This window comes from Arthrobacter sp. P1_B3, assembly GCF_056406615.1.
On record NZ_JBFTZV010000020.1, the window covers coordinates 1 to 24618 of the forward strand.

20 protein-coding genes and 1 pseudogene are annotated in these 24618 nt (G+C 69.4%); 4 read left to right on the forward strand and 17 right to left on the reverse strand.

Annotated elements, in window-relative coordinates; all coding sequences use genetic code 11:
* Both AC1D2F_RS18075 and ligD read right to left on the reverse strand, forming a co-directional pair.
* Positions 1–183, reverse strand: a pseudogene (locus AC1D2F_RS18075) (MarR family transcriptional regulator); the annotation flags it as partial.
* Between the two features lie 106 nt (positions 184–289).
* Positions 290–1315: a non-homologous end-joining DNA ligase gene (ligD, locus tag AC1D2F_RS18080; protein ID WP_364742979.1), complete on the reverse strand. Its 1026-nt coding sequence runs from the start codon at positions 1313–1315 to the stop codon at positions 290–292.
* A gap of 171 nt (positions 1316–1486) precedes the next feature.
* Between ligD and AC1D2F_RS18085 the strand changes: the two genes are divergently transcribed.
* Positions 1487–2176, forward strand: coding sequence for an alpha/beta hydrolase family protein (locus tag AC1D2F_RS18085; protein WP_476967324.1), 690 nt, complete (start codon positions 1487–1489; stop codon positions 2174–2176).
* Here the strand turns inward: AC1D2F_RS18085 and AC1D2F_RS18090 are convergent.
* From AC1D2F_RS18090 to AC1D2F_RS18105, 4 genes are all read right to left on the reverse strand, one after another.
* Positions 2173–3396, reverse strand: a complete 1224-nt coding sequence (locus tag AC1D2F_RS18090) for a macrolide family glycosyltransferase (RefSeq protein ID WP_229992334.1) — start codon at positions 3394–3396, stop codon at positions 2173–2175. The genes AC1D2F_RS18085 and AC1D2F_RS18090 overlap by 4 nt on opposite strands.
* Positions 3397–3571: 175 nt before the next feature.
* Entirely contained in the window at positions 3572–6277 is a 2706-nt protein-coding gene (hrpB, locus tag AC1D2F_RS18095) for an ATP-dependent helicase HrpB (protein WP_476967325.1), read from the reverse strand.
* 119 nt (positions 6278–6396) lie between these two features.
* A complete protein-coding gene (locus tag AC1D2F_RS18100; protein ID WP_476967326.1) occupies positions 6397–7122 on the reverse strand; it encodes an anti-sigma factor family protein in 726 nt (241 codons plus the stop codon).
* Positions 7119–7625, reverse strand: a complete 507-nt coding sequence (locus AC1D2F_RS18105) for a sigma-70 family RNA polymerase sigma factor (protein WP_229992331.1) — start codon at positions 7623–7625, stop codon at positions 7119–7121. The genes AC1D2F_RS18100 and AC1D2F_RS18105 overlap by 4 nt, the downstream gene beginning before the upstream one ends.
* A gap of 806 nt (positions 7626–8431) precedes the next feature.
* Between AC1D2F_RS18105 and AC1D2F_RS18110 the strand changes: the two genes are divergently transcribed.
* Positions 8432–8869 (forward strand): hypothetical protein, encoded by a 438-nt coding sequence (locus tag AC1D2F_RS18110; protein ID WP_476967327.1) that lies wholly within the window; start codon positions 8432–8434, stop codon positions 8867–8869.
* Between the two features lie 167 nt (positions 8870–9036).
* Positions 9037–9303: a hypothetical protein gene (locus AC1D2F_RS18115; protein WP_476967328.1), complete on the forward strand. Its 267-nt coding sequence runs from the start codon at positions 9037–9039 to the stop codon at positions 9301–9303.
* A 77-nt stretch (positions 9304–9380) separates the two neighbouring features.
* Here AC1D2F_RS18115 and AC1D2F_RS18120 read toward each other — a convergent pair whose 3' ends face one another.
* Both AC1D2F_RS18120 and AC1D2F_RS18125 read right to left on the reverse strand, forming a co-directional pair.
* Positions 9381–9716, reverse strand: a complete 336-nt coding sequence (locus AC1D2F_RS18120) for a YegP family protein (protein WP_364742959.1) — start codon at positions 9714–9716, stop codon at positions 9381–9383.
* Between the two features lie 248 nt (positions 9717–9964).
* A complete protein-coding gene (locus AC1D2F_RS18125) occupies positions 9965–10126 on the reverse strand; it encodes a hypothetical protein (protein WP_229995795.1) in 162 nt (53 codons plus the stop codon).
* A 320-nt stretch (positions 10127–10446) separates the two neighbouring features.
* On the opposite strand from AC1D2F_RS18125, the gene AC1D2F_RS18130 reads away from it, so the two are divergent.
* Entirely contained in the window at positions 10447–11514 is a 1068-nt protein-coding gene (locus AC1D2F_RS18130; protein ID WP_229995794.1) for a quercetin 2,3-dioxygenase, read from the forward strand.
* A gap of 104 nt (positions 11515–11618) precedes the next feature.
* Here the strand turns inward: AC1D2F_RS18130 and AC1D2F_RS18135 are convergent, their stop codons facing one another.
* The 9 genes from AC1D2F_RS18135 to AC1D2F_RS18175 all read right to left on the reverse strand — a co-directional run bounded on the left by AC1D2F_RS18135 (position 11619) and on the right by AC1D2F_RS18175 (position 24603).
* Positions 11619–12890: a DUF3500 domain-containing protein gene (locus AC1D2F_RS18135; RefSeq protein WP_476967329.1), complete on the reverse strand. Its 1272-nt coding sequence runs from the start codon at positions 12888–12890 to the stop codon at positions 11619–11621.
* A complete protein-coding gene (locus tag AC1D2F_RS18140) occupies positions 12868–14616 on the reverse strand; it encodes an FAD-dependent monooxygenase (protein ID WP_476967330.1) in 1749 nt (582 codons plus the stop codon). The genes AC1D2F_RS18135 and AC1D2F_RS18140 overlap by 23 nt, the downstream gene beginning before the upstream one ends.
* Entirely contained in the window at positions 14616–15488 is an 873-nt protein-coding gene (locus AC1D2F_RS18145) for a fumarylacetoacetate hydrolase family protein (protein ID WP_476967331.1), read from the reverse strand. The genes AC1D2F_RS18140 and AC1D2F_RS18145 overlap by 1 nt, the downstream gene beginning before the upstream one ends.
* A gap of 142 nt (positions 15489–15630) precedes the next feature.
* The gene (locus tag AC1D2F_RS18150; RefSeq protein WP_476967332.1) at positions 15631–16506 is read right to left on the reverse strand and encodes an alpha/beta hydrolase fold domain-containing protein; all 876 of its coding nucleotides are present in this window, start codon (positions 16504–16506) and stop codon (positions 15631–15633) included.
* A gap of 114 nt (positions 16507–16620) precedes the next feature.
* Positions 16621–17634, reverse strand: coding sequence for an alpha/beta hydrolase fold domain-containing protein (locus AC1D2F_RS18155; protein WP_476967333.1), 1014 nt, complete (start codon positions 17632–17634; stop codon positions 16621–16623).
* Positions 17631–20324, reverse strand: coding sequence for a family 78 glycoside hydrolase catalytic domain (locus AC1D2F_RS18160; RefSeq protein ID WP_476967334.1), 2694 nt, complete (start codon positions 20322–20324; stop codon positions 17631–17633). Before AC1D2F_RS18160 ends, AC1D2F_RS18155 begins: the two co-directional genes overlap by 4 nt.
* A 187-nt stretch (positions 20325–20511) precedes the next feature.
* Positions 20512–20871, reverse strand: coding sequence for a VOC family protein (locus AC1D2F_RS18165; RefSeq protein WP_364742937.1), 360 nt, complete (start codon positions 20869–20871; stop codon positions 20512–20514).
* Positions 20872–20905: 34 nt separating this feature from the next.
* Positions 20906–21892: an alpha/beta hydrolase gene (locus tag AC1D2F_RS18170; protein WP_356815868.1), complete on the reverse strand. Its 987-nt coding sequence runs from the start codon at positions 21890–21892 to the stop codon at positions 20906–20908.
* Positions 21889–24603 carry an alpha-L-rhamnosidase gene (locus AC1D2F_RS18175; RefSeq protein WP_476967335.1) on the reverse strand — a complete coding sequence of 905 codons (2715 nt, stop codon included), beginning with the start codon at positions 24601–24603 and terminating at the stop codon, positions 21889–21891. The genes AC1D2F_RS18170 and AC1D2F_RS18175 overlap by 4 nt, the downstream gene beginning before the upstream one ends.
* Positions 24604–24618: the final 15 nt, after the last annotated feature.

Here is a 24618-nt window from a genome sequence, read left to right on the forward strand (position 1 = left end):
GTCCGCTGCGTTGAAAGGCCGCAGGATATCCCGCATTTCCGCCGGCGTGACGGGGGCGGAGCCCAACGTGTTGAGGACCTGCCACTGCCTTCTGGACAGATGGACACCGGCCAGCGTGGAATCGAGTTGTGCCTGCAGCGACGCATCCAGGCGCCGGACCCAGTAGCCAATGGGCATGTTCACCTTGCCATCGTCGCAGGAGCCTCATGCCCGGGCAAGGTCGCGGGCGGAGCCCGACTCCGGATTTCCGGGGATCATCCCGGCTAGGGTCGCCTCGTGGTTGAAGTGGTCAGCCGCTGTTGCGCGCCCGGCTGGGCTGGACCCGCGGCGGTTCCCCGGGCATCTTGGGAAAGTCCGGCGGGAACGGCAGCTCCCCCAACCCGGCCTCGACATCCCTGTCCCACCATTCCAGGAGGAGATCGACGGTGCCCGCGCTGCCCGAATGCATGCCCTCCCACGGATCGCCGGAGGCTTTGAGCCGCTCCGGCACGGTGACGATCGTGAAGGCACCGGGATCGACGGCTTTGAGCTCCTCCCAGCGGATCGGGCAGGACACCGTGGCATTGGCGAGTGCGCGCGGGCTGTAGGCCCCCGCTATCGTGCGGTCGCGGTTCGCCTGGTTGAAGTCGGCGAAGATGCGGGCGCCGCGTTCTTCCTTCCACCAGGCGGTGGTTACCTCCTCGGGCAGGCGCCGCTCGAGTTCGCGCGCCGCCGCGATGACCGCGTGCCGCACATCCAGGAACTCCCGGGTCGGCTCGATCGGGGCAAAGACATGGAGCCCCCGGTTGCCTGAAGTCTTGATGAAGGCGTCCAGCCCGGCCTCCGCGAGGACGCGCCGCAACTCCAGCGCCACCGGAACGGCCTCTGCGAACCCCGTTCCAGGCTGCGGGTCGAGGTCGATCCGCAACTCGTCCGGATTATCCGGGTTGCCGGCCCGGGAGGGCCAAGGGTGGAAGACCACGGTATTCATCTGCACCGCCCACACCGCTGCGGCGATTTCGTCGATCACCAGCTGGGGGTGCGAGCGTCCGCTGGGATAGACGACGTCGACCGAACGGATGAAATCCGGGGCGCCTTTAGGCGGGTTCTTGGAGAAGAACTGCTCGCCGTCCACCGAGTCCTTGAACCGCTGGAGGGTCACCGGCCGGTCCCCGTTCGCCGCCAGGAAGGCATCGCCGACGTCCACCATGTACCGCGCCAGGTCCAGCTTGGTCAGTCCCAGCTTGGGCCAGACGACCCTCGCCGGACTCGACACCCGCAACTCCCGGTCGCCGTGCGGACCGCTGACAGTGAGGTGGACTTCTTCCTTGGCCATGGGGACAACCTACCCCGGCGGCGGGGACAGTTGAAGGGCGCAGCCGCCACAGCGAGCGGAGAGCGCGAACCGGCGGGCGGCGTCGTGGTCACGGAAGTGGAGGGCCCTAGTGGAGAACGGTGTGGCAGGGGCCGTGAAGCGGAACTGCCCTGGAAGCGGCATGATGGACGCATGACAACGCCCGAGTTCCCGATCACCTTTGAGGTCGGCGACGCCACAGTGTCGGGCGTCTTTGCCGAGCCCGACGGCTCCTACGCAACCTTGGTTGTTGCCCACGGCGCCGGGGCGGGAATGGACCATCCGTTTCTCGTGGGCTTCACCCGCGCCCTGAACGCTCTGGGTGTCGCCACCCTGCGTTTCAACTTCCCCTACCGGGAGGCGGGACGGAAATTCCCTGACAGGCCGCCGGCGGCAATCGCGGCCTGGCGGGCGGCCATGGAGGCCGCTGCGTCCCGGTCCGCCGGCCGGCCGCTGTGGGCCGCCGGGAAGTCGTTCGGTGGGCGCATGGCCTCAATGGCGGTGGCGGAAGGCATGCCGGCTGCCGGGTTGGTCTACCTGGGCTATCCGCTGCACCCGCCGGGCAAACCGGAAAAACTCCGCGACGAGCACCTCTACGGGCTGACTCTGCCGATGCTTTTCCTGCAGGGCACGCGCGATACGTTCGCCACCCCGGAACTGCTGGAGGCCGTGGTCGCCAGAATCGGACCTTCCGCGACCTTGGAGTGGCGCGAAGGCGGAGACCACTCCTTTGCCGTTGCCGGCGCGAAGCGTAGTGCCGACGAGGCGGGGGCGTCCCTGGCGGCCACGGTAGCTGAGTTCTTGAAGACACACGGCGAATATCCCGCGAGCGTGCTCCCCTAACCGACGTTGCCGAACCGCCCCGCCCCGTGGCGCACATGCGCTTCGATGGCGTCGGCCGCAGCGACGGCCCCTCCCGCGCTGCGGACAATATCGCTCATTGCGGTCACGTTCCGCCGGACCTGGGCGTCGGTGTGGAGCGCGGCGGCCGCGGCCCGGAGCGCGTCGGGCCCGACGTCCTCCGCCGCAAGGTGCCGGCCGAGACCAAGTTCTTCAAGCCGGCGGGCGGTGGCCACCTGCTCCGGTTGCTGTGGCACGGCCACTAGCGGGACGGCGAAATAAAGTGCCTCCATGGTCGAATTCATGCCGGCGTGGGTAATGAAGACAGCGGTTTGACGCAGTATCAGCAGTTGAGGGAAGAAGGGCCGGACCTGGACGTTTGGTGCAATCGTCCCCAGATCGGCGAGGACCGTCTGGTCCCCGACGGCCATGGCGACGTCCCACTCGCTGCCACCGAAGGCCTCAAGGCACATCCGGAAGAAGTCCGGCCGGCGGTTCAGTGGAGTGGTCCCCAGCGATATGAAGAGCAACGGACCCGTTCCCTCACGGACCCATGCACCGTCGCTGTCCCGGCCGCCCACGCTGGGCCCCACAAACCGGAACCGGTCATCGAAGGTGGCCCCCATGGGCTGGAACTCGCGGGGAAGGAACACGATGTTGAACGGCGCTGGCGGGCCGTCGAACAGCCGGGGCGTCCGCACACCTTGCTCGGCCGCGAACTCCGCCAGCAACTTGCCCATGGCCAGCGCAACCTTGGCCATCTCGTCGGCGCCTTCCGGTGGCGGGGCGGGCATCAGCGATCTCAGCGAGAAATGTTCGTTGCTGGCATAGGTGGGCATGAGGGCAATGGCCGGGGCCCCGATTTTTTCTGCGGCCATGCTGCCGCTGAGCGTCATCGCGTCAAAGCAGACGGCGTCCGGCGGGTCCTGCCGCAGGCGATCCACCAGAGCCGGAAAGCTGGATCTGAGGTCCTCGAAAACCCGGTTCATGATCGGCAGCATCAGCTGCGCCTGCGCCCGTTGCCCGGTCCCCAGCGCCGGCATCGACGCCATCCAGTTCCCGCCGGAGGCGTGAAAGGCCGCGCCGGCGTTGCGGATCCGCGGCCCGAAGTCGGCCGACGTGAAGTACGTGACCCTGTTCCCCCGGCCTACAAGCTCCGCCACCAGCGGCAGGGTCGGGTTCACGTGTCCGTGGGCGGGAATGGAGACGAACGCAAGATGCATGGCCATCACTCTTCATCGCTGGGCTGAATGCCCGTTTGGCCGGTCCGTTTGACCGGCCTGTTTGCCGGCGTCCCGCGGGCCTGGCGGTCCGCCGGCGTCGTGCAACTTCATCATGCCCCTGTTGCCCGGGCGGCGCGAGGGTCAGCCGGCAGCGCCGGGCTGCTGGTCCCGGCGGTCAGTTCCGGGGCTTGGTCCGGGCTGTCGCGGGCGCGGTCCACGGGTCTTCGGGCCAGGGATGCCGGGGATAGCGGCCGCGCATTTCCGCCCGGACCTGGGCGTAGGGCCCGGACCAGAACGATGCGAGGTCGTCCGTCACGGCCAGCGGCCGGCGGGCCGGCGAGAGCAGGTGGAACAGCACCGGCACGCGCCCTTCAGCCAGCCGCGGCGTCTCGGCCCAGCCGAAGCACTCCTGCAACTTGACGGCCACTACCGGCCGGCCGGTGGTGTCGCCCGCGTCCGGGTAATCGATCCGGATCCGTGACCCGCTGGGGACCACCAACGACTCCGGTACCAGTTCACCGAGCCGGGCCGCCTCAGGCCACGGCAGCAGCCGGCTCAGCGGGCCGGCGAGGTCGATCCCGCCCGTGGATGCCCCGCCGGCCAGCGCCGCGAGTTCCGGGGCCAGCCATTCGTCCAGCCGGGCCAGCAGCGCCGGCTCGGAAACGTCGGGCCAGGACCCGCCCAGCTCCCGGTGCAGGAGGGCAAGACGGCGGCGCAAGCCATCCGCCGCCGCCGACCATCCGATGGTCGCCAGCCCCTCGCTCGCCAGGGCGCGGGCCACAGCTGCGCGGCCTTCGTCCGCGGGAGGCCGTACCGGGGTGGACGAAAGCACGATCGCGCCCAGGCGGCGCTCCCGCCGGGCCGAGACGCGGCCCTGGCTAAACCGCGCCTGCAGGGTTTCGCTGAGGAGGTTGCGGGCGGCGGCCTCCGCGGTGCCCGCCGTCAGCGGCGCCGCGGAGCGGATGACGGCGCCGGTCCCCGCGGCGTCGCGCCCTTGCGCGCGCGATACTTCGGCCACGCCCAGCCACTCGTGCCCGGACAGGGGGCTGCCGGCCGGCAATCCGGCGCGCGTTCCGGACGTGAGCAGGTATTGTGCCGGCCCCTCCCCCGGTACACGGCGCGCCACGCGGTCCGGAAAGGCCAGCGCGACGACGAACCCGACCGCTTCCGCAGCGCCCACCGCCCCAGCCGGCGCGACGCCGGCTGACTTCTGGGGCCCGACGCCAGGGGACTCCTGGCGCGCGATCGACTCCATCCGCCGGACGTCTTCTGCCCACCGCCGGGATCCGGGATCCCTGCCCGTCCGCAGCGCGGCGACCAGGCGGGTCAGGTCTGCGCCCGGGGCACGCTGGTCCCCCGAGACCAGGGCGACAGCCTCGGCCGCCGCGCGGTGGCCCACCGTCGCGGCGCCGTCCAGCAGGGCGCGGGCAAGCCGGGGGTCCGTCGGGACCCGGGCCAGGATCTTGCCCAGTTCGGTTGCGTGACCGTCCGGAGCGATGGCGCCGAGTTCCCGCAGCACTTCAACGGCCTCGTCCATGGCGGCTTGGGGCGGCGCGTCCGGCAGGGCCAGTCCCCGGCCGCCGGGGGCTCCCCAGCACGCCAGAACCAGGGCGGCGCCGGTCAGGTCAGCTGCCGCAATCTCCGGCGTCGGGTGGGCCGGCGCGGCGCCAAAGGCCCTCTGGTCATAGCAGCGGATCACCGTGCCCGGGCCCTGGCGTGCGGCACGGCCGGCGCGTTGTTCCGCGGACGCCCGGGAGCAGGACACAGTCACCAGGCCCGACATCCCGCGGCCGGCGTCGCGCCGCGGCTCGCGGGACAGCCCGGAGTCGATGACCAGCCGGACGCCCGGGACGGTGAGGGAGGACTCGGCGAGTGCGGTGGAAACGATGATCCGGGCAGCCCCGCCGGGTTCACGCCCGGAGACGGCGCGGTCCTGCTCCGACGGACCGGCCTGGCCGTGGAGTTCCAGGACCTCAGCGCGGCTCCGGCCGCGCAGCCGCGCGGCAATGTAGGAGACCTCCCACGCGCCAGGAACGAACACCAGCGCGTCAATGTCCCGTCCGCCGGCCAGCGCGGCGGCGTGCCCCGCCGCTGCCGTGTCGGCCACGTGGTCCAGGAAGGCCCGGGCCACGCCGCGTTCGTCCAGCCGCGGCACCGGCGCGGGGGCCCATTCCACGTCCAGCGGGAACAGCGCGGACGGACAGTCGACAACCGGTGCCGGGCCGCCGCCGTCGTTTCCGGCCGCCGCTTCACCGATCAGGGTGTCTCCGATCAGGGCGGCGAAGCGGGGCGCGTCGAGCGTCGCCGACATGGCGACGAGCGTGAGGTCACCGCGCAACTGGCGGACTTCGATGAGCATGCCGAGGAGGAGGTCGGTCTCCAGCCCGCGTTCGTGGACCTCGTCGAGGATCACGGCGTCGGTGCCCTCGAGCCCCGGTTCGGCGAGGAGGCGGCGGAGCAGGATGCCGGGGGTAACGAACTCGATTACGGTTCCGGGACCCGTCTGGYGTTCCCCGCGGACCGTGTAGCCCACCCGGTCACCGAGCCGGGTGCCGGCCAGGGTTGCCAGGCGCCGGGCGGCCGCACGGGCAGCGACGCGGCGCGGCTGGGTGACCACGATCCGCGGACGGCGCCCGCGCCCATCTCTCCCGCGGGTCGCGGTGTTGCTGTTCGCGATGTTAGCCAGCAGCGGCGGCACAAGCGTCGTCTTGCCCGTGCCAGGAGGAGCCTGCACCACCGCGGACGCCCCGGCGCCTCCGCCTTGCAGGGCCGCCGCGAAAGCCCCCAGCGATTCCGCAAAAGTCAGGCCAGCCCCGATGACGCCGAGGTCGAAGAGGCCATTGGAGCAGGCTGGGTCGAGGGGTGCGGTCGCGGAGGTCACGCCTCCATTGTCTCCGCAATTCACCCCCCCCCCCCCGGGCGCGCCGGTTGATCCGCACGCCGCGTTCCTGGGCAAACATGCGGGAGTCCGGTCCGCCGGCCTGCCCGACGTCCCCGGAGCTACACGCTCGCGGTCAGGATTGTGCTTCCGCTGGCGATGGCTCGGATTTCGACACGGCGGATGTCGGCAAGCCGGACGACGGTGGTCGCCGTCGGCGTGGCCACCGTCCCGGGTGTTGCCGCCCAGGTGGCCACCTGTGTGGTGACGCCGTGCGAGTCGACAACCACCAAGCCGTACTCCTCCGGGGAGCGCGGACCGCCGGGTCCCTCCGGCCCTGGCGCGTCAGCCGGCGCAGCCGTGTAGGTGCACTTCCAGTCGATCCGTGTTCCCCACGGCTGCAGGGTAAGGGAGCCCTTCGCAACCAGCGAACTGTCGACCACAGGGGTGAAGTTCAGCGCCGTCGGGGATACGGCCTGCGCCTGCACGGCCTGCGGGGCAGGGGCCGTGACCGCAATGGTGACAGCGCCCGACACGGCGGCCGCGCCGACCATCAGTCCTGCGACGGCCAGGCGCACGCGCCGGCGTCCGCGCTGGACCGTTTTCGCCAACCCGGGAAGCACTCCCGGCGTCGGCCTGGCGCGGTCGCTCTGCCCGAGGGCGGTTGCCTCCTCGGGTGAAAGTGCGGCCAGCAGTGACGGTATTCCGGCCAGTTCTGCCACGGCGGCCCTGCACCCGGCGCAACCGGACAGGTGTTCCTCGAACTCGTGGCGCTCGGAGGACACCAAAGTTCCCAGCACATACGCGGCATCCCAGCTCCGGTACTCATCCCCTGCGTCTTGGATCATGGCGTCACGCCTCCTTCCTGCAAGGCCAGTCGCAGCGCTCGCAGCGCGTAATGTAACCGCGACTTTACGGTTCCTTCCGCCAGCTGAAGGCTTTGCGCGATTTCGGCCGTTGTCTCCCGGCGGTAATACGCGTGGATGACGACGGCCCTGTGCTCAGCGGACAGTCCGGCCAGTGCATCCGACACGAGCCACCCGTCCAGGATCCTGTCGACCCGGTCCGCTTCGGGAATCTCCGGGAGCTGTTCGGTCCGAGTCTCGTGCCGTCGCCGGGCGCTGCGCCGGTCATCGATGACCAGATTGCGGGCAACCGTGTAGAGCCAGGCGCGCACCGCCGTCTCCGGGCGCTGCAGAACCGCCGGGTGTTGCCAGGCGCGGATCAGCGTTTCCTGCACGACGTCGTCGGCCAGGGTACTGTCACCGGTCATTCCCATGACGAATCGCCACAGCGCCGGGCCGTAGGCCTCCTGCAAGGAACGCAGCAGCTCGGCCTCCTGATCGGACATTTCCGCCTCCTTGCATGTACTACGACGCCGGCCCGCTTTCCGTTCACCGGCCCCGCCGGCGTCGTCCCGCTCTCGGCTTCGTCCCGTCCTCGGCTGGAAGTTGGGGCCGTATTGAACCCGCGGGTAGCCGGGACCGTTCTAGGGACAGCCCGGCTGAACGCGGCCGGCCTTCCCCGAGGAGCGAACCATGAAGATTTCCCGCCCGGCGTATGCTGCGGCTGCGCTGGGCACGACGCTGTTGCTCGGAGCCTGCTTCGCCGGGCACACAGCAATGCCGGCACCTGCCCCTGGCACGGTCACACCGGCGCCCGCGACGCGGAGCCCTTCACCGTCGCCCAAAGTCCACGCAAGCCCCAGCCCGGCTCGACCACCCGCCGTTGCACCGCCAGCCCCCGCTCAGGCTCCGGTAGTCCCGGCGCCGCCCGCCACGCCTCCCGTGGTGACGCCCCCGATGATTCCGCCACCGCGGCCAGCCCCGATGGTCCGGCCGCCCGTCCCCGCACCGCGACGCGTCGTTCCGCCGCGGCCCATGGTTCCGCCCGTCCCTGCACTTGGCGGGAACGACCATGATGCCGACAACAACGGAGGACCGGACGACGGTGACGGCAACAAATAGGTCCATCGGGGCGCTTCGAGCACGCTGTCGAAGGTCACTGCTGATCGTTGGGGTGCTGGGGACGACGGCGGTGCTGGCCGCCAGCGGCTGCGGTTCCCGCCCCGGGAACCAGACACCGGGTGCCGCCCCGTCCGGCGCAACACAGTTCTCCTGATTCCACGCCGGCCCTGCCCCGGCGGGGTGGCAATCGATGGAACTGCCGGACGCAACAGCGGTGTTGTCCATCCCGCCCGATGCAACTCCCACCCCGGGCGACCCCGGCACCGTATCTGCTACCGTCACGGCGCCGAACGGTGATCTCAAGATTTATCTCAACGCAACGCCGCAACAAGGCGAGGAGTCGCAGTCCAATTGGCCGGAGTTTCGGCTCGCCCACCTCACGGGCGAACACGCCGCGTCTGCGAACCGGCTGGCGGACCGTGCCGGAATGCCGTTCCGCGGTGGCCTCGGCTCATGTGTGGAGGACACATATGTAACCCGCATCGGCGGGCACAAATACCGGGAGATCGCCTGCCTCGTTGCAGGAACGCGGGGCGGCAGTGTCCTGGTAGCCGCAGCTCCCGCCGACTCCTGGGACCGTTACAGCCCGGTACTGCAGCAAGCGGTGGAAGCATATGCCTCCGGGTAGTGCAGGCCACCCAATCGACGACGGCCGCCAGCCGGTTCGGTCCGGCAGGTTGGGTTTAGGCCGATTGGCTTCGGCAGGTTGGATAGGACCGGTTGGATTGGACCGGTTGGATTAGATACAGCGAAGGCGGGAGACTGGATCAACTCGATCACGAAAGTGGGAACCACATGATCAATCTCAAGCAGGACGCCGAGGGTTTCATCCGTATGAACAGGCACTTCCCGGAAAAGTCACTTATCAGCATCACTTTCACGGATGGCTCAGAGCAGGTCTACTCCGGACGCAGGCTCAACGGCATCTACGACGAGGCCCTGGCCGAGTACCGGGCCCAGAACCGCCTGGACGCCAAAGGGTTCTCGCGGGCCCCCAAGAAAACGGTCCACCCCGCGAACAAGATCGAGTTCGTTCCGGTGCACGCTGGAATGGACCCCTAACGGCGCCCCGGCATCAACATCCGCCTGGGACGGTCAGCCTCGGTCGGCCGGGCCGGGCTGCCGCGTCACCTGCCGGATCAGCCGACGCCGATCGCGCCCGGCCCGTGCGCCGGGCGGCGGAGGGCCCTGGCGCGGATGCGGAGATCATTGTCGTGCACCCGCCGGTCGACGCCAGGCACAGGTGTGGGGGCGGGCTTTGTCCGCGGTGCCGGTGGAGTTGCGGGCAACTCTTCTGGGCACAGGTCACTGATCAGGCCCATGCCGGCGTACTCGCGCATGGCGGTGATGCCGGCAACCGCAGCGGGCTTGTTTGCAAAGCCCTTTGAGACGGCCAGTATTGCCCCGTCCGGGGCCCTGAGCCGGAACCTAATGCAGGCATCGGCATCTACGAAGAGTTCAAATGTGCCGGCCATGACGATCCTCCCGATTCGCGGGCTCCCCGTCCGGACATCATTGCCACGGAGAGACGGGGAAGGCTTCGCTGCTGCCCACTGGTTTGGTTTGTCCTTGCGGCTGAACAGATGACGTCAGCCCGTCCTATTAGTCTCGCTGGGGCCTTGAAACGCCCACAAGGCCGGGCACGTAAATCCTAGGTAAATAGCAGCCAACGGTCCCGCGCGAGGCCGCTGCGGGCAGCAACAATGCCGCCTCCGCGGTGACCCTACAGGGGCGGCCAATGGTCGCGGCAGTAGGCAGCGCGGCTGGCGCCCGGGGACGGCGGCGGGAGGACCCGGTCCCAACAGGGGGCGACGGCGACGGCGTCGACCCGCTCGGAAGGCTCCGCCGCCGCTGCGCGGCCCGCATCGCCAGGAAGCCAGGTCATGACTGAATCGTTGGACAACGTACCCCCCATTGTTCTTGGCTGAAGGCGCACCGGCTCGCATCACGGACCGCCATGCGCCTCACGCCAGAGTAGCCGGGAGCACTGACGCGAAAACAGGGACTTTGGACCGTATCGGGCGAACCCCGCGGGCGCCTAGGCCTGCCGCCCGCATGCCGCCCCGGAGCAGCCGTCTTGCGGCCAGAGGCGCGGAGCGAAGCGGCAGAAGTGTTTCATCCATTGGAAATAGAGGTCGTGGCGGCGGAGAATCCGAGGCAGTCTTGGGGACAGCCCGCAGTCCCCTGACAGGAAAGAAGGATGCGATGTCCCTCAGCGTTGAGGAAATGAACAAGCAGCTCCCGGTGGCCAATGCGCTGCCGGGCGACGCCGTCCCGTACTACATGGCGTCGGGCGAGGGCGCCCGTTATGAGATCAACGGCCAGCTGGTCACGGTCATCGCCCGCGCGGCGGACACCGGTGGGATGTTCAGCGCCGCCTACATCTCCGGCGGCATGGGGGCCGAATCGCCGTTTGTGAGCCACGCGGTGGAACACAAAACGCTGTATGTCTTCGACGGCATTCTGCACGTCTGGCTGCCTGGCGAAAGCCGGATCCTGGCTCCCGGGGATTCCGTGGTGATCCCGCCAGGAACCCCGCACGCGTACCGGATGGCGAGCCACTACACCCGGTTCCTGAACTGGATGACCCCCGGAGGCGCCGAAGCGTACTACGAACGCGTCGGCACGCCCATCGATTCGCACGTCCCGCCGGTCAGGGCGGGCCGGAAGCTCACCTTGCGGGAGTGCGCCGAGGTGGGCGCGGAGTTCGGCATGACGTTCCCCGACGTCGAACGCGTGGCGCCGACCTTCCGGCAGGACGCCGGACTGCCGGCGGCCCAGAGCCCGTACTTCCTCAGTGCCGGCGAGGGCGAGCGGCTGGTCAGTTACCAGACCATGTTCACCTACCTGTCCCGGCCGGCGAACACGGGATCGAACTACTTTGCCGTCCACACCAAGGGCGCCAAGTCGCCCTACATTCCGCTGCATTTCCATGAACAGCACACGGAAAACTTCCTGTGCACCGAGGGCCGGATGTGGATCTACGCCAACGGCCGCGAGGTGCTGCTCACCAAGGGCGACTTCCTCCACGCACCGGCCGGAACCATCCACTCGTTCGCCTTCGACTCCCACAACACCCAGATGGTCGGTTTCCTGACGCCGTCGGTCTTCAACGGCTTCTTCGAGTACTTCAACAAGCCCACCGAGGACTACATGTACACCGAGGGCGGCACGCCCTACATGGACATGGAGGGTTTCGGCCGGGCCCAGGCCGAGATGGACCTGACGGTGGTGGGTCCCCCGCCGCAGCGCCGCGCCGCGCTGGACATCTAGTCCGGCCAAGGAACTCAGCCCAGCAAACAGCCAGGGTCCGGAACTCCTCGGAGTTCCGGACCCTGGCTGTTTAGTCGGTGGCTGCATATTCGGTGACTGCGGATTCAGCTTCCAGCCCGGCCCGTTCCCCGAAACCGGCCGGCCTCCTGATGCTGGCGGACGAGTTCGCGGCCATAGTCGTTGCCGTTGGGCGTCCGCATCACCGTGTGCATGTGAAACGGCGCGGGGGTGTCGTTGCTGAGGAAGACGCCGGTATGGTGATCCAGCTCCATGACCAGCACGGGGCTTTGCAGGCGGAAGTAGAAGGAGTCCGATGCCTCCCACCCGCCGATCCAGCAGAACCAGGTCTCGTCCCAGTGGGCCGCGATCTCCCGCCGGCGGGCGGACCGCGGCCCGTCGGGGAGGAACGCGATGAAGTCTGCCACGAGCTCGTCCAGGACCACCCGGGCAGCGGCGGGCATCGCACTGACCGGGATGCCCTCGTAGGGAATCACGCGGTTGTCCTGGAAGCAGCCGGCCAGGTGCCGTTCGTCCCCGGGGTGCAGCCGGCCTTCGGGCATCCCCGGATCCTGCATGTTCGCGAAGAGTGTGGCCTGCTCCCGCAGCGGCCCGGGCATTGACTCCATGAGGCGCCGCGCCAGGGCGATCCGCTCCTTGAAAACCGCCACGCCCTGGTGCGGGCCAGCGTCAATCACGTCCGGTTCAGCGCCCAGGAACACCGGGGCAACCACCAGCTGGGTCCCGGCCACCACGACGTTGAGCGCCACGTGGTGCCCGAAGAGCTGCCAGCCCCAGGGGGCCGTCTCCGACGGTTCCCCGTAGAGGGCGAAGTTGTAGCTGTACTCGTTCATGAGCTCGGGCAGCTCCACGAGGTCACCAAGGAACCCGTTGATCCGCATCAGGTTCCGGACCAGCCCGTATCCGGCCGGGCTCAGGCTCGCTTCCAGGACGGCCAGGATCCGATCCCGGATGGCGGGGGCCAGCTCGTCCAGGCGGAGGCCCGTGTCGTGCTGCATGAATTCCGGGTTGGCCCAGCTCTGCCATTCGTGCGCGTCCACGCCGTAGCGGAGCCGCCGGGCCTCTGCCGGGGTGRGGCCGGCCAGCAGGTCCCGGGCGGCGGCTGTCATGGCGGCCGCGGGTGCTTCCTCCCCCGCCGGTGCCGGCGCGAGGGGATACAGCCCGGCCCGGCGGACGCCGTCGCTGGTCACGCCTGTGAAGGGCTCGGGATACTGGGCGGCCCAGCCTTTGATCATGGGACCTGCGAAGGGGTCGGTCTTCGCCGCCTCGGCATAGCCCCGGGCATCCAGGCCACGGATCTGCGCCACCCGCGGGTGGTCGGGCGGGTAGAGATAGTCACGGAAGGATGGCTCGGACACGTGAACTCCTGTCGGGGTCTTCGGATGGTGTTGCCAGCGGCCAGCCGGCGGCCACGCCAATGGCCGCGGCGGCCTTCACCGGGTCGGTCCCCCGCCAGGCGACGTGCTGGTCCGGGCGGACCAGCACCGCGGCGGCCTGCCAGTGCGTGGCCATGGCGGTTCCGTGATGGTCGGGGCCGACGCCGACGACGGCCAGCGGGATGCCGCGCATCGCGGCGGCGGCCTGGGCCGCCGCGTACGCCTGCCCGGCAGTGCTGCCGCCCATGCTGTCGCGGTCCACCAGGAGGGTGAAACCGGTGCCCAGCAGGTCATACAGCGACGTTGTCTCGTTGAGCCAGGTGTGGGGCAGCAGCGATCCCGGGCTGGCGGAGGGGACGTAGCTCACGGGGTCCTCGGCGGGTACGGGCCGGCCGTCCGGAACCACCAGCGGCGAGGAGCCATACCCGTAGCCCAGCACCAGCCCGAGCGAGTCGAACTCACTTTGTTTGACCGCCAGCGCGTCTTTGGCAACCTGCCGGGCCGCCTCGCCGTCCGCATCCCCCCGGCCTAGGGCCGGATCCGCGAAGTGGTAGGCGAGCGACTGCCCGTTGGCGGCGGCATCCCGGATGGTCCGGGCCGCCACGGGCCGCCGCTCCAACTCGTAGCTGCCCGGCAGGGCGGGGCCGCCCCAGCCCTCCAGGGCGGCGGCGATCTTCCAGGCCAGGTTGGCGGCGTCGCCGATGCACGTGTTGAAGCCGTGGCCGCCCCAGGGCGGGTTCAGATGCGCCGCGTCACCGACAAGGAACACGCCATCGTGCCCGTACGCCGGGGCGAGCAGCATGCGGGCGGTCCAGGGGTCGGTGGCGATGACTTCGACGTCGACGTCGGCCCCCACCAGTGAGCGAACCAGATGTCCGGCGTCGGGTGATCCGCTGCCGTCCACGCCCTGGATGATGGCCCACCAGGTGTTCCCAAGATCCAGCCGCCCCACCATGCCCGAAACATCCGGTCCCAGGACCCAGTACTGGACGGCCGGATCCAGGGCGATCGCGGCGGCGAGGCTGTCGGAACGGAACAGGACACTGATGTTGGAGAGCTCGGCGGAGCCGCCGGCCAGGCGGATGTTCAGGCGGCGGCGCACGGTGGAGGAGCCGCCGTCGGCCGCGGCGACGAAGCTGCAGTCGACCGCTTTGCGCCGCCCCGTTGCGTCGGACACTGCCACGCGCGAGCCGAAGCGCCGCGGGCCGAAATTCGAGGCTCCGCTGCCCTGGTTGATGTCGAGGTCTTCAACGCTCAGGCCGGTCAGCAGCGTAATGAGCGGGGAATCGGCGACGGCTTCCCGGAGGACGGCCTCCATGACGGGCTGCGGGACCTGCTGGCCGCATTCGGGCTGGGGGCCGTACCGGCCCGGGACCAGCTGGAAGGCTTGGCGGAACCGGGTGACTTCGTGGCCGGTCAGGGCGGAACAGAAGATGACGTCCTGGGCGTACGCGACCGGCAGCGGGGCGGCGTTGCGGAGTTTGTCGGCCAGCCCGAGGCGGCGCAGGTGGGTCATGGTCCGCGCGTTCGTGGTCTTGGCGCGCGGCCGGTCCGGGTCAATGGTGGTCCGCGGCTCGATGACGAGGCTGCGGATCCCGCGGTGTGCCAGGTCCAGGGCGAGGAACAGTCCGCTGGGTCCTCCGCCGGCGATCAGCGCGGGCACCCGGTCCGGCAAGGCATCGAGGGCCGCGTTGCTGACGGCGGTCATCAGGCCCTGGCCCGCAGTGCTGGCCCGCCCACGGGCGTGGTGAGCGTTCCCAGGGTGTCGATTTCCACCTCGACCGTGTCGCCGGGCTGCAGGAGCCACGGCGGGGTGCGTACGTAACCCACCCCTTCCGGAGTTCCCGTGGCGATGATGTCACCAGGATGCAGGGTCAGTGTCTGGCTGATGAGCGCGATGATGGCGGGCACGGAGAACATCATGTCCCGGGTGTTGCCGTTCTGGACCTCGGTGCCGTTGACCCGGGTCCGGACCTGCAATCCCTCGCGAAGGTCCCCGGCCTCGTCACGGCTGACCAGCGGCCCGAGGGGTCCGCTGAAGTCGCCGTTCTTGCCCAGTGTCCACTGCGAAGTGAGTTTCTGGGCCCGGCGGGCGGTGAGGTCATTGAACGTGGAGTAGCCGAAGACCGAGTCGGCGGCCGCAGCCTCGTCGGCGGATTCCAGGCGCTGGCCGATGTAGGCGGCCACCTCACCTTCCCAGTCCAGGCCGTCTTCGCCCGCGGGTACAGGGACCGGCACGTTTCCCACCGAAAGGGAGGCCGTCCAGCGCCCGAACAGTGTGGGGTAGGGAGGCAGTTCCTGGTCCTTGTAGCTGCCTTCCGCGGCGTGGGCCTTGTAGTTCAGGCCAACGCAGATCACCCGGGCCGAGGCCGGGACCAGCGGCACTTCGGTGACGTCGGCGCGCTCCAGCGCGCCGGCGGAGTCATTCGTCAGCGCGTCGGCTGGCAGGGAAAGCGCTTTCTCCTGCCAACCGGCGGCATCGGCCCAGAAGTCAGGAACAGGGGCCAGCGGAACCACCCGTTGGCCGAGGAGGGCAGCCGCCCATGAGCCGCCGTCGTGATTAATGCCGATGTACTGCATGTGTTGGGGCCTTTCTGGTGCCGCCCGGAAGGCGGGGGTTGGTAGGTGGGCACGGCAAAGTGAGGCCCCGCAACTGGTGAACCTGTGCAGATGTGCCTTTGCAGGCGGGCCGATCATTGGAGTGCTGTTGTGCAGTGGCCGGTCAGGTGGCCTGAGTGTCCGGGGGCCGGGATTGCCGGAGAAAGAACGAGACCGTTGCCCCCATCGCCTTCTCGGCCGCGGCCTGGCTGTGGTCCGGGAGGATCCACATGTGGTCTGCGTCCTCAATCAGGAGAAGTTCGACGGCGGCGCCGGCACCTTCCAGCGCGGCAGCCAGCGATGCTGACTGGGTGGGCGGAACGAAGCGGTCAGCGGTTCCGTGGGCCAGGAAGAACGGCGGCGCCGAACGGCTGGCGTAGCTGATGGGGCTGGCCGCTGCCGCCTTCGCCGGCTCGTCTGTCAGCACGGCGCCGACGAGGAGTTCCTCGCGGGATCCGGGGTCGTCGGCCCGGGCGACGGCGGCGGGGAGGCTCTGTTCGGCCATCCTGCCCAGGTCCGTGGGCGGGTACCAGGCTGCCACCGCGGCGACGGCAGCGTCAGCATCGGCGCCGCCGGCATTGGCGGTCAGACCCACCAGGCTGGCGAGATGGCCGCCCGCGGAGTCGCCCCACGCGTAGATCCGGTCCGGGTCCACGTTGTAGTCGGCGGCATGGTTCCGCAGCCAGCGGACGGCGGCCTTCGCGTCGTGCAGCTGGGCCGGGAAGTGCGCCTCGTGGCTAAGCCGGTAGTCGGCCGATGCCACCACGAATCCGGCGTCAGTGAGCTTTTCGAAGGCGCTGATGCCGAATCCGTCCAGGACCGGGCCCAGGGAGGAGCGCTCCCCCACGCGCCAGCCGCCGCCGTGGAAATGGACCACCGCGGGGCGGGGAGCCGCCCCGCCCTCAGGACCGGGAAGGTAGAGGTCCAGTAGCAGCGGGCGGGATCCTTCGTCGCCCGCGCGGGCGAATTCGATGCCGCTCAGCACCCGAGCTTCCGTCATCGTCGACTCCCTCCGTTTTCCTGCGCCGGTTCACTTGTGCGCCGGTTCCATGATGCCCGGCGTCTCCCCATAAGACTGTCGGATCACCGGGCCGCCGCAAACCACGGATTTCAATCATTGAAAGGGCTTTGCCGAGGCCAGTTCCGCCGCAAGGAATGCCAGCCCCTGCTGCACGATCGCCAGCGCCGCCGAGTGGTTGAGGTACCCGTGCGTCGCCCCCGTTTCCAGCCTGAATGCCACCTGAGCGCCGGCCGCGCGGAGCGATTCCCCGAACAGCTCAGCCGAAGAACGCAGGTCATCGTATTCGCAGGCTATGACCGCCACCGGGGGCAGCCCCGAAGGATCGCCATGGCCGGGCAGGGCATACGAGGACGCCATCCCGGCGGGGCCGCCGATGTAGTTCTCCACCAGTGCCCGGCAGTCGTCCCCGGTGAAGCGCAGTATCCGCGGCAGCCCGGAAAGCACCCTGCCGTCGGGCACAGCGGCCGGCTCCAGAGGGGGAAGCTCGGCGTGCAGGAACGGGTACGCCAGAAGCAGCTTGGCGGGCAAGGCCAGGCCGGCGTCCTTGAGATACATGGCGGCGCCGACGGMGAGGTTCCCGCCGGCGCTGGCGCCGCCAAGGCACAGGCCTTCCGGCGCCACCCCCAGCTCCTCGGCGTGGGCGGCGGCCCAGCTCCACGCCGCAAGCGCGTCTTCGTGCGGGACCGGGAAGTGGACGCCGTCGCGGGCCAGACGGTAGTCGACGGAGAACACCACGCCGCCGGTCCGGTGGGCCAGTTCACGCCCAACCTGGTCGGCCTCCCGCATGTCCAGGGTCCCGCCGGCGAACCCGCCGCCATGCAGCCACACCAGGCCCGGCAGCCCGGCACCGGACGTGAGCCCTGCCCCGGCGCCTCGGCCTCCGTCCAACACCTGCCTGCCGGGGCCGTAGATCCGGATGGGCACGGGCCCGTTGGGCCCCGGCGCCTCCACCGAGCGGACGGAAATGTCAGGGGCCGTGTAGGGCAGACCCGCACCGCTGAACGCCTCCAGCCGCCGCATCCCGGCAGGGTCGGCGAGGAGCTCGGTGAAGGAGGTGGCTTCAGCCACGTGGTGCATGAGACCGGCCAGCTCCACATCCAGGCTCATGGCTGAAACACCGGCTCGCGGGCGCCTGCGGCAGCTGAAGGAACCGCGCAGCTGAACGAATGCGTCCCGGACCCGATCTCGATGCCGCTGTTCCCGCCGTCGGGCAGGTACACCGCGGCGGTGCAGCCGGCCGGGACCGTCACGGACAGCGAGAATTCCTGGCCCGCCAGCTCCCAGCGCACCGCAGCCTCCCCATAAGGGCTCTCGTGCCGGGCAGCGGCCCACGCCAGCCCCCCACCGGGCCTCGGCCGGATGGCGAGTTTCCGGTAACCGGGTTCGGCCGGCGCCAGGCCGGCCACATTACGGTGCATCCAGTCGGCCACGGCACCGAGGGCGTAATGGTTGAAGGACGTCATTTCTCCCTCATTGATGCTCCCGTCCGGGAGCATGGAGTCCCAGCGTTCCCAGATGGTGGTGGCGCCCATTGTCACGGGGTACAGCCAGGACGGGCACTCGGTCTGGAGGAGCAGGCGGTAGGCCGCCGTCGCCTGGCCTCCATCGCTGAGCGCGTCGCAGACCAGCGGGGTTCCCACGAACCCGGTGGCGATGCGGTAGCCGTCGGCTTCCACGGTTTCCGCCAACCGGGCGGCCGCGGCGGGGTGTTCCGCCGGTTCGAGGAGTCCGAAGCGCAGGGCCACCGCGTAGGCCGTCTGCGTGGATGGCCGGAGCCGGCCGGCGTCGTCAAGGTAGCGCTCCCGGAACACCGCCCGGGACCGGGCGGACAGCTCGCGAAGCCGCTCCGAGTCCGTGTCGTGGCCCAGCAGTTCGGCAGCCTCGACTGCCACCGACGCCGAGTACGCCAGGTAGGCCTGCGCCACGAGCTGCCAGGGGGTGCGCGCATCGCCGGGTGAGTCCGGTGGTGCGGCCGGGTCCAGCCAGTCGCCGAACTGGAAGCCGTGCTCAAAGCGCAGCTCCGGGCCGGCGGCATGGGCCGCGGCTTCCAGCCAGGCCATCATCCCCGGCAGCTGCCGGCGGAGGAACCCGAGGTCCCCCGTGCGCTGGTACAGCACCCAGGGAACAAGCACGGCGGCGTCACCCCAGGCGGCCATCACCGGGCGGTCCGGGAACGGCGGCTTTTCGGCCACCACTTCCGGGACCACCAGGGGCGGCGGCCCGTCTGTCCCCTGCTCCGCGGCGAGGTCCTTGAGCCAGGACGTGGTGAAGCCGGGGATCCGGTACAGGAAGGACGCGGTGGCGGCGAAGATCTGGAAGTCGCCGGTCCAGCCGAGGCGCTCGTTGCGCTGCGGGCAGTCCGTGGGCACGTCGACAAAGTTCCCGCGCATCCCCCACACCACGTTGGAGTGGAGCTGGTTCAGCATCGGATCGGAGCATTCAAACGTGCCGGTGCGCTGCAGGTCAGAATGGATCACGACGGCGGTGAACGCTTCGGGGTCCAGCTCGCCGGGCCAGCCGCTCACCTCCACATAGCGGAACCCGTGGATGGTGAACTCGGGCGCCCAGGTCTCGCCGCCCGAATCTCCGCGCAGGATGTAGCGGTCGGTCTGCTTGGCTACGCGCAGCGGCCTGACGCCGAGTTCGCCATGCTCCAGGACCTCGGCGTGCCGCAGCACCACTTCGGTTCCGGCCGCACCGGTCACCTTGAAACGCACCCGGCCCACCAGGTTCTGGCCGAAGTCCAGAATGGTCTTTCCGGACGGCGTTCCCAGTAGTGCCTTGACCGGCAGCTCGTCGGTGGCCCGGACGGGCGGGCCGTCGGGCGCGACCAGGACTGCGGGATCGAATCCGCCAACCACGACGGCGGGCTGCAGCGTGACGGTGCCCGCTCCGGTCTCAGGTCCGGTCCCGGCCCAGCCACGGTTCCCGAGCCGCGCATCGAAGGTTTCGCCGTCGTACAGGTCTGCCGACAGCACCGGCCCGTGCCCGGCCAGCCACGACGCATCCGAGCCAATCACGCTGACTGCCCCGCCGGCGTCGGTCATTTCCAGCTGGGCGATCACGGCGGTGCGGTTCCCGTACGTGTTGCGCTTCTCCTGGAAGCCCAGGTTTCCGCGCCACCAGCCGTCCGCGAACTCAAGGCCGATCACGTTAGTGCCTGGCCGGAGATACTCAGTGACGTCGTAGCTCTGGTAGCGCAGGCGGTGGTGGTAGCTGGTCCAGCCCGGGGTCAGGATGTCCCGGCCCACGCGGTGCCCATTGATGTGCGCCACGTAGACGCCGTGGGCGCTGGCGTAGAGCCGGGCGGAAGCCACCGGCCCGGCCATTTCGAACGTCCGGCTCAGGCGCGCTGCCGGCTCGTTGGCGTCGCTGGCCTCGTCCCAGGCCGGCCGGATCATGGCTGCCTGCCAATCTGACGCGTTCAGCAATCCCGCCTCTACGTAGGCAACGGGGCTCCATTCGGAGGGCGCGTCGCCGCCGTTGCCCCAGACACGGACGCRGACGGCGACGCGCTGGCGGCTCTCCAGCGGCGGTGCGGGCCAGGGCTGCAGGAGCTGCTCGCTGGTCTCGGTGCGGCCGTAGCTTGTCCAGCTGGCCTCATCGGGGCCGAGCTGGAGTTCGTAGGCGGTCTGAACCCAGTCAGGTATGCCGGCGGCGACCTGCCAGGAAAGCCGGGGCCCGTCCTCGCCGATGCCGAAGGGCTCCTCGTGGTGTTCGAAGCGGGGGGTGGAGGGAACGGTGGCCATCGGGAGGGCGGCGTCCTGGAACGGGAAGCGAAGGGTGTTTGGAGTCAACGTCGGCTCGTTTCGTCACGAAGGGGAAGACTTGGGCTCCCCCCAGCGTCCCGGGAACGGCAATGCGCCCGCTAGCGACGTTTCATTGACTGGAAACCGGATGGGAGAGCGGGCTTGTGCCGCTGCCGAATCTGACCGGGCATGACGAATTTGCCTGTTCAATGCAGAAACAGTCAGGGCAGAATCCTCAGTCCACGCAGAGGCAGAAGGGGTGGCTGGCCGGGTCGAGGAAAACCCGGAAGGTGGTGCCCGGCTGCGTGTCGGCCTTGGTGGCCCCCAGCCCGACGGCGACCTTCTCGCCTTCGTCCAGGTCCTGCACCATAAGGTCCAGGTGCATTTGCTGCGGCATCACCTGGCCCGGCCATTCCGGCGCCCGGTAGCCGTCCACCTGCTGGAACGAAATGCAGTCGCTGCCGTCGTCCGGGCGGATCTCGGCCCAGGCACCGTCAACCTTCACGTTCCAGCCGAGCAGGGCACCGTAAAAGGCTGCGAGGGCCCGGGCGTCGGGGCAGTCAATGACGAGACCTGGGAAGCGTGCGATAGCCATACCGGAATGCTACCGCCGGAAATTGGGCCCGCCCCTAAAGCCCCCGGACGAAATAATCCACCGCCGTGCCGAGGATGCCGTCCAGTTGGCCTTCGGCACCGAAGAAGCAGTGGTCACCGCCCCGGATGGGGATGAGTTCGTGGCGGACGTTCGCATCAGCGAGCGCCGCGGCCAGCAATTCGCTCTGGGACAGCGGGACCAGGCCGTCGCTGTCGCCGTGAACCAGCAGGAACGGCGGCGCGTCGGCACTGACATAGCCCAGCGGGCTCGCGGCGGCCAGCAGGGCGGCGTCAGCGGTGCCGCCCACCAGCATGGGGCCCGGCTCGAGGGTCATGCCGTCCGGCACCGCCGCGCTCAACGGCCCGTTCATCATGGCCGGGGGAATGTTCATGGCCGGCATGTCCGGCAGCGAGGACACGCCGTAGAAGTCGACGACGGCGCTCACGGCGCTGGAGTGGCCCTGGACTCCTAGGCCGCCTTCCAGGTCGTCGCGGCGGCCGGTCAGTCCCAGCAGGGCGGCAAGATGCCCGCCGGCCGACTCGCCCCAGGCGCCGATCCGTCCGGCGTCGATACCCAGCATGTCTGCGTGTTCGCGGAGGTACCGGACGGCGGCCTTGAGGTCGTGCAGCTGAGCCGGGAACGGTGCTTCCAAGGCATGGCGGTAGTCCACGGTGGCGCACGCGATCCCGGCCTCGTTGAGGAGCCGGAAGACGGAATCCTTGGCGAAGGTGGGCGGCAGTTCGCGGCGGTCACCGAGCTGGAACGCACCGCCGTGGATCCACACGACCAGCGGAACCGCGCCGCCGGTGTTCCGCGGCAGCCAGATGTCCATGGCGAGGCGGCGGAATCCGACGGTGATCGCGTAGCTGACTTCGCGGTGCACTGCGGAGTCCTCTGATACAACTTCGGCGTGGCCCGGGGGCAGGAACGCCGGGAAGGCCGGGGCCGGCAACCCGGCGGGTCCCACCTGCTCTCTTTCGCCGGGGACGGTTTCCATGGCTGTGGCGGGGTCCGGGGTCACGATGCGCTCCTTGCAAGTTGGCTCTGGTGGTCGTTGCCGCCGGCAGGGGCGGTGAGGGTATGGGTTCCGGGCCCGACGGCGGTGTTCGGCTGGCCGGCGAGGCGGACTTCCGCTGTGGTGCCGGACGGGACGGTCGCAACGAGGGTGATCCCGCCGTCGCCAATTGCCCAGCTGACGGCGATGAGGCCCTGTGGGCCCCGGTGCGACGTGGCCGCAGATGTGATCCCGGCGCCGGGACGCGGCTCGATAATGATCCGTTCGTAGGCCGCACTCCCGGGTGCCTGACRCAGGCCCGCCATGTAGCGGTGCAGGAACGAGACAACGGCGCCCTTGCTGTAGTGGTTCAGCGACTGGCGCGCTGTTCCGTCCGCGCCTATTCCGTCCCATGCTTCCCACATGGTGGTGGCACCGCGGTCCACCATCACCAGCCACGAGGGCTCGGAGTCCTGCATGAGCAGCTCATAGGCGAGGTCCAGCTGTCCGTTATCGGCGAGTACGGGCAACAGGTAGGGGGTGGCCAGGAAGCCGGTGCCAAGGTGCGTTCCGGCGCCGCGGACGAGGGTGACCAGCTGTGTGACCACCGCGGACCGGCCGCTGTCCGGAACCAGGTCAAAGGCCAGCGCGCGCACGCAATTGGCCTGGCTGGAGCCGCTGGCGGCTCCGGCTCCCACCGTTCCGTCTGCCACTGTTCCGTCTGCCACTGTTCCGTCTGCCCGTAGGTATTCCTGCTGCCACGCGCGGCGGACGTTATCGGAGAGCTCCCCGAGTTCCCGGGCTTTGTCCTCCTTGCCCAGGACGGCGGCGATCCTGGCCATGATGGCGGAGGAGTGCCGGTAGTAGGCGGTGGCCACGATGCCGTTGTCGGCGGAGCGGGAGGCGAAGAGGTCCGGCGCAGGGCCATCTGGTTCCATCCATTCCCCGAAATGGAAGCCGGTGTCCCAGAGGTACTGCTCATGCGGGGCCGGCGTGGCGTGCGCCGCCGCCCTGGCCGGGTGCCGGTTGCCCTCCGCGGTGCTGCGGATGAAGCCGAGCCAGCGTTCCATTGCCTCCCAGTTCTGTTCCAGGATGCCGGTGTCACCGGTGGCGAGATGGATCTCCCAGGGCACCATGACCACCGCGTCTCCCCACCCTGAGGACCCGTTTGTGAAGGCCATGAAGTCGGCGCTGGTTACCTCCGGGCCCGGCGAGGGAGAGATGTTGGCGACCACCCCGTTGTCCCATTGATCGGTCCGGACGTCCCTGAGCCACTTCGCCGTAAAACCTGCCACGTCGAAGAGGTAGGCGGCGGTGGGCACAAACAGCTGCCAGTCTCCGGTCCAGCCGGCCTTTTCCCGTTGCGGGCAGTCGGTGGGAACTTCACAGGCGTTGCCGCGGAAGCTCCACTCCACAATGTCGTGGAGCTTGTTGAGCCTGCCGTCGCTGCAGTTGAAAGTGCCCAGGCGCTCCAGGTCGGTCTGGACCATGCATCCTACGATGTCCGCCGGTTCCAGGTCTGCGTCCAGGCCCTGCACGGCAATGTACTGGAAGCCATGGGTGGTGTGGCGCGGTTCGAACACCTCGCCCGGGGCTCCCGAGGCCACCACGGAATCCACCTGTCCGGCGCCGAGGAACTGCCCCGGACTGCGGAAATCATGCGGACGGAGGTGCTCCTGGGTGACGTCGCCGTCAGAGCCCAGGGCTTCGCCGTACACCAGCGTGACAGTCTCGCCGGGGGTGCCAAGCCGGCTCAGGCGGATCCAGCCGTTGATGTTCTGGCCCAGGTCCACGATTTGGTTGCCGTTGGCTAGCCGCCTGATGGCCACCGGGCTGAGCTCTTCCACGATGCGTGTGGGCGGTGCCACCGGGCCGGTGAGGGTGGCACCGCCACCATTGCGAAGAACCGCGCGCCCTGCCCCCTGATGGCGGCGGCGAAGATCCACCCGCTGGCCGGCCATAAGGTCAGCGCTGACGATCTCCGTCGCGGAAACGTGCCAGGAGTCGTCGGTGCCGATGACCGTCCGTTTTCCGCCGGACTCCAGCTCCAGCTGGGCCAGGAAGGCCGTCTGCGTTCCGTACATGTCGGCGTCGCGTGTGTACCCGAAGGTGCCGCGGTACCAGCCGTCGGTGAGGACGGCCCGTACGGTATTGGCGCCGGGCCGGAGCAGGGCTGCGATATTGCAGGTCTGCACCTGGAGCGTGCTGTGGTAACTCGTCGAGCCCGGTGTGAGCTGCTGGTCCCCCACCCGCACGCCGTTGATGAAGAGCTCATAGATGCCGTGGGCTGTGGCATAGGCGCGCGCCGTTTCGGGGGCTTTGTCCAGCGTGAAGGTCTTGGACAGCGCATGTCCGGGGCGCTCCCCTGGATCCTGAACCGCCGGTTCGTCGGGGCCGATCCACTGCGCGGTCCAGTCTCCGGGATGCAGCAGGCCCAGTTCCACGGCCATCGGCTCGGACCAGGCGGACAGGACTTCGGTGCCGTCAGAGGCCACGTTCCAGGTCCGGACCTTCCAGTCGAAACGGTCCCGGGAGCCAAGGTCCGGCCCTGCGTAGGGCACAAAGCCATGGGTGCCGCCGTCCACGCGCCCGGTGTCCCAGCCGTTGCTGGTGGTGAGCTGGTAGGCGGTCTGCCGGAGCGTGCCGTTCGGCGGGGTCCAGCTGAATCTAGGCAGCGTATTGGTGATCCCGAAGGCTTCGCTGAGGTGATCGGTCCGAAGGCGCGTGGGGTGGTTCATGCGGGGGAAGCTCCC

Excerpts from the sequence above, each read along its gene's own strand:
- ligD (WP_364742979.1), bottom strand. The coding sequence starts at position 1,315 with ATGGCCAAGGAAGAAGTCCACCTCACTGTCAGCGGTCCGCACGGCGAC.
- AC1D2F_RS18085 (WP_476967324.1), top strand. The coding sequence starts at position 1,487 with ATGACAACGCCCGAGTTCCCGATCACCTTTGAGGTCGGCGACGCCACA.
- AC1D2F_RS18090 (WP_229992334.1), bottom strand. The coding sequence starts at position 3,396 with ATGCATCTTGCGTTCGTCTCCATTCCCGCCCACGGACACGTGAACCCG.
- AC1D2F_RS18100 (WP_476967326.1), bottom strand. The coding sequence starts at position 7,122 with ATGATCCAAGACGCAGGGGATGAGTACCGGAGCTGGGATGCCGCGTAT.
- AC1D2F_RS18105 (WP_229992331.1), bottom strand. The coding sequence starts at position 7,625 with ATGTCCGATCAGGAGGCCGAGCTGCTGCGTTCCTTGCAGGAGGCCTAC.
- AC1D2F_RS18110 (WP_476967327.1), top strand. The coding sequence starts at position 8,432 with ATGGAACTGCCGGACGCAACAGCGGTGTTGTCCATCCCGCCCGATGCA.
- AC1D2F_RS18115 (WP_476967328.1), top strand. The coding sequence starts at position 9,037 with ATGATCAATCTCAAGCAGGACGCCGAGGGTTTCATCCGTATGAACAGG.
- AC1D2F_RS18120 (WP_364742959.1), bottom strand. The coding sequence starts at position 9,716 with ATGGCCGGCACATTTGAACTCTTCGTAGATGCCGATGCCTGCATTAGG.
- AC1D2F_RS18125 (WP_229995795.1), bottom strand. The coding sequence starts at position 10,126 with ATGACCTGGCTTCCTGGCGATGCGGGCCGCGCAGCGGCGGCGGAGCCT.
- AC1D2F_RS18130 (WP_229995794.1), top strand. The coding sequence starts at position 10,447 with ATGTCCCTCAGCGTTGAGGAAATGAACAAGCAGCTCCCGGTGGCCAAT.
- AC1D2F_RS18140 (WP_476967330.1), bottom strand. The coding sequence starts at position 14,616 with ATGACCGCCGTCAGCAACGCGGCCCTCGATGCCTTGCCGGACCGGGTG.
- AC1D2F_RS18145 (WP_476967331.1), bottom strand. The coding sequence starts at position 15,488 with ATGCAGTACATCGGCATTAATCACGACGGCGGCTCATGGGCGGCTGCC.
- AC1D2F_RS18150 (WP_476967332.1), bottom strand. The coding sequence starts at position 16,506 with ATGACGGAAGCTCGGGTGCTGAGCGGCATCGAATTCGCCCGCGCGGGC.
- AC1D2F_RS18165 (WP_364742937.1), bottom strand. The coding sequence starts at position 20,871 with ATGGCTATCGCACGCTTCCCAGGTCTCGTCATTGACTGCCCCGACGCC.